3 protein-coding genes are annotated in these 4,132 nt (G+C 35.1%); all 3 read right to left on the bottom strand.

The genetic code is table 11. From position 1 onward, the window contains the following. Positions 1 to 90 precede the first annotated feature (90 nt). Positions 91 to 1,932, bottom strand: coding sequence for an ATP-dependent zinc metalloprotease FtsH (gene ftsH / locus OZD62_RS00090; protein WP_275019158.1), 1,842 nt, complete (start codon positions 1,930 to 1,932; stop codon positions 91 to 93). Between the two features lie 12 nt (positions 1,933 to 1,944). After that, complete coding sequence (tilS, locus tag OZD62_RS00085; protein WP_208571594.1) at positions 1,945 to 3,240, bottom strand: tRNA lysidine(34) synthetase TilS; 1,296 nt, start codon at positions 3,238 to 3,240, stop codon at positions 1,945 to 1,947. Positions 3,241 to 3,424: 184 nt separating this feature from the next. Next, entirely contained in the window at positions 3,425 to 3,904 is a 480-nt protein-coding gene (locus OZD62_RS00080) for an OmpA family protein (protein WP_010081889.1), read from the bottom strand. Positions 3,905 to 4,132 lie beyond the last annotated feature (228 nt).

Genomic DNA, 4,132 nt, shown 5'->3' with positions numbered 1-4,132 from the left:
ATTATGAACATTTTAATACAATTTATATTGACAGTTACAATTCTGAATGTTTTATTGCAGCGTTAGCTGATTAGCATTTTTAAGATGAGGTCAACTCTCATAGAGAGAGGATTTTTTTACTTTCTCATTCTTCTCATTTTCTTCTCTAACAATTTTTTTTCCGTTTAGTATATCCTTTATTTCATCTCCTGTTAAAGTTTCAAACTCCAGTAGATTTTCAGCAATAAGCTCTAAGCCTTTCTTCTGCTTGGTCAAAATGTCTTTTGCTTTTTCATAGCAAGAAGATATGATTTTTTTCACTTCTTCATCTATGAGCTTTAGCGTATCTTCAGATGTCATATGAGGATGTTGTGGATCTTGCTGCTCACGATTGTGATACACTAGCCCTATCTCATCATTCATTCCACATTTTTTTACCATAGCACGTGCTATGTTAGATGCTTGTCGTATATCAGAAGACGCGCCACTTGTAACTTTATCGTAGCCAAAAATTAACTCTTCTGCTGCCCTGCCACCCATGGCAACAGTTATATCTGCTATCAGCTTTTCTCTTGTGTGGGACACTCTATCTGTTTCCGGTAGTCTCATAACTAAACCTAAGGCCATACCTCTTGGAATGATTGTTGCCTTGTGTATAGGATCAGAAGCAGGCATATTAACCGCAATTATCGCATGACCAGCTTCATGGTATGCAGTCAGTCTCTTTTCCTCTTCTGTCATAATTAGGGATCGTCTTTCTACGCCCATCATTACTTTATCACGTGCATATTCAAAATCATCCATGGTAACAATTTTCTTGTTTCTTCTTGCAGCGATAAGTGCAGATTCATTCACCAAATTTGCTAGATCAGCCCCTGAAAAACCTGGTGTTCCTCTTGCAACTGTTTTCACGTTTACATCTGGTGCTATTGATATTTTCTTTATATGAGTATTTAATATCTTTTCACGCCCATTTATATCGGGTAAAGAAATAGTAATCTGTCGGTCAAAACGACCAGGTCTAAGCAGTGCTGGATCTAAGACATCCGGACGGTTAGTCGCAGCAATTATTATTACACCTCCATTAGACTCAAAGCCATCCATCTCAACTAATAACTGATTTAATGTTTGTTCTCTTTCATCATTGCCGCCACCAAGACCAATGCCACGATGTCTACCCACCGCATCTATCTCATCTATAAAAATTATACAAGGAGCATTTTTCTTGCCTTGATCAAACATATCACGAACACGGCTCGCACCAACACCAACAAACATTTCAACAAAATCAGATCCAGAAATGCTAAAGAATGGCACATTAGCTTCTCCTGCAATTGCACGAGCAAGTAAAGTTTTACCAGTTCCAGGAGAGCCAATTAAAAGGCACCCTTTTGGTATTTTTCCACCTAATATTTGAAATTTTTGCCTTTGTTTAAGGAAATCAACGATCTCTACTAGCTCTTCTTTTGCTTCATCAATTCCAGCAACATCATCAAATGTTACTTTTTTTCCACTAGTCATGAGTCTAGCCCTTGACTTGCCAAAGCTTATAGTGCTGTTGCCTCCCGCTTGTGTTTGTTTAAGAAAGAATAGCAAAAAGCCAATAAAGATAAATGTTGGGACCCATGAGATAAGTAATCCACCAATTACGTTCATGGCAGAATCTCCAGTTGAAAAGGAGAATCTCACTTTTCTATCATGTAAATTTTTTATTAGGTCGCTACATATGACACCGCTTGAATTGAAACTTGAACCGTCCCTGAACTTGCCTTCAATGCTCTGGTTTTTTATGACAATATTTTCTACATCATTGTCTTCTAGTCTAGTTAAAAATTCCGAAAAAGGTATAATTGTTTTACTTTTACCTACATTTCCGCTGAATTGAATATAAGCAACTGAAATAAGAACAATAATTACTAACCAGATCAATAAGCCTTCTAAAAATTTTTTCATTTCTATTTCTAACTAAATACTAATCAAGCTTACCAAATTTTGTTTTATCGTGCTATTAATAATGCATTGAACCTTATCGTCATTGGTATTTTTTCCGTTATAATTTACATCAGGATAAGCAAGCACCTTGCTATCTTTTTGTACTGTAGGCAAAGAGTAGAAAACTTCAGGGCAGCAGTTGTAATCCTTCAGAAATTCAGGAACTTTTTGTGTTTTTTTTAATGGAGCGATGATAACTGAACACCCTTGATTTCCGAGTATTGTGCAGCTAAATCTGTTATCCCATTGGGTAGGTTCATTTAAAGGTAGGTTTACGGTAATTTCTTGTATCCTTGACGATTCTCTAATTATTAAGATATTTTCTCCATACTTTCTTATTTTACACCCAGAAAGTGTACAGTTAACATTACTATCCTTTTGCAATATTCTATTAAATATTGCAATGAGGCTGCTGTACCTTGGTTTATAATGTTTACTGGCAATTGCCATTATAGAGTAAAGAAGAAGCCTCAAGGCTATTTCCTCTGGCAATTGATAAAATTCACTTAGTTTAATTTCAATATAACCAAGATCATGCACATTAACGCAGTCATTAAACGCAAGGCGTGTGTAGTGCATCAACGCTTTTGCAGCTCTTTTCATATGAAGGGCTGTGAGGCATATTCGCTCTGTTAAAATCTCTTGATTATCACTTGCTTTAAGTAAGTTACGGTATAAAGTTCGTCTGTATTTTAAGTCATGATTGCTTCTATCTTCGATCCATTTTAACCGATGAAGCTTAGCGTACTTTTCTATTTCACTACGACTAAAATTTAACAATGGCCTAAATATATAAATACCATTTAGGAAAGACTTGTAGTCCATTGATGATAATCCATCTACGCCACTACCTCGCTCTAATCTTAACAAGAACGTTTCTGCTTGATCATCTTTGTGATGAGCAACAAGTAAATATTTAACATTATTATTTTTACACCACTCTGCTAGTAACTTATACCGTGCTTTTCGTGCCTGTAACTGAATATTGCCTTTAATATTTTGCTTCTCCCAATTTAATATGAACGATTCCTTTGCTCCAAGTTCCTTTGCATAACTTACAACAAAATCAGCTTCTTTTTGAGACTCTGGACGTAATCCATGATTTACTGTTAATGCTATAGGAAGTGAAAGCTTGTTTTTTTTTGCCCAGTTAGTCATTAAGTGCAGTAAGACTATACTATCTACACCACCTGATACTGCAACTGCAACTTGATTGTTATAGAAAGCAAAACTATTAACCACATTTTGAAATAATAACTCTAATTCCATTATGTCTCTTGATGGCCAGACAGGTCAGATCTCTTACGTCATACCGCGACTTATTTGTGGTATATATAGATCCCGCTAACAAGCAACGAAATATGACAAGTTTGTCCTTTTTTGTCTACCCCAGTGCCCTTTCTTTATGTCATCCCAGTGTTTGACACTGGGATCCAGGTTTTAATGCAAGAAACTATTTCTTTATTCCAGAAAATGAAAATTCCACTCTACGATTTTTAGCATGCTCTTTTTCATATTTAGAATTTCTAGAATCATCTTTTACATTAACCAAAGGCTCAGTTTCACCTTTAGAAGCAGTTTTTATTCTGTTTTCTATGTAGGGTGTACAACTAACCATAAATTTTTTAGCTGCATCAGCCCTTCTAGCGCCTAGCGCAAGATTATATTCATGAGAACCACGGTTGTCAGTGTGACCAGTTAAAGTAACCTTCGCGTCAGGGTTATCTTGTAACACCTCCATTACGTCAAGTAATGCATCTGCACTTACTTCAGCAATACTAGATTCATCATAACCAAAGAAAACTCTTTTATCACCTATCTGCTTAACAACAGAATTTATTTTATTTGTTGTATTTGCTCCTTTTTTTGGGCAAGAACTTACACCAGTAAGTAATAAACAAAAACAGCACATTATAACCAGTCTACTCCACATTACTAAACCTCCATAAATTTTAAATAGTGCGTAACTTTAATTTCAGTAGCTAATATCTCTCCATATTGTAATGTAGTCAAGAGAAATAAAATACTAAATACTTTTTCTACAACCTTACAATTAATTTTCCTATAATATGCTGGACTCTGAGTAGAAAAATCCAATAAAAGAATAAAAAGTACAATTTTTTATTGTACTTTAAGCAAATATACTTTTAACTTTATTATT

It is taken from the genome of Wolbachia endosymbiont of Drosophila seguyi (genome assembly GCF_028981765.1).
GTDB lineage: Bacteria > Pseudomonadota > Alphaproteobacteria > Rickettsiales > Anaplasmataceae > Wolbachia > Wolbachia pipientis.
Note: the sequence above shows the minus strand (reverse complement) of the source record. Positions and strands in the feature narration are given on the sequence as shown.

Excerpts from the sequence above, each read along its gene's own strand:
- tilS (WP_208571594.1), bottom strand. The coding sequence starts at position 3,240 with ATGGAATTAGAGTTATTATTTCAAAATGTGGTTAATAGTTTTGCTTTC.
- ftsH (WP_275019158.1), bottom strand. The coding sequence starts at position 1,932 with ATGAAAAAATTTTTAGAAGGCTTATTGATCTGGTTAGTAATTATTGTT.
- OZD62_RS00080 (WP_010081889.1), bottom strand. The coding sequence starts at position 3,904 with ATGTGGAGTAGACTGGTTATAATGTGCTGTTTTTGTTTATTACTTACT.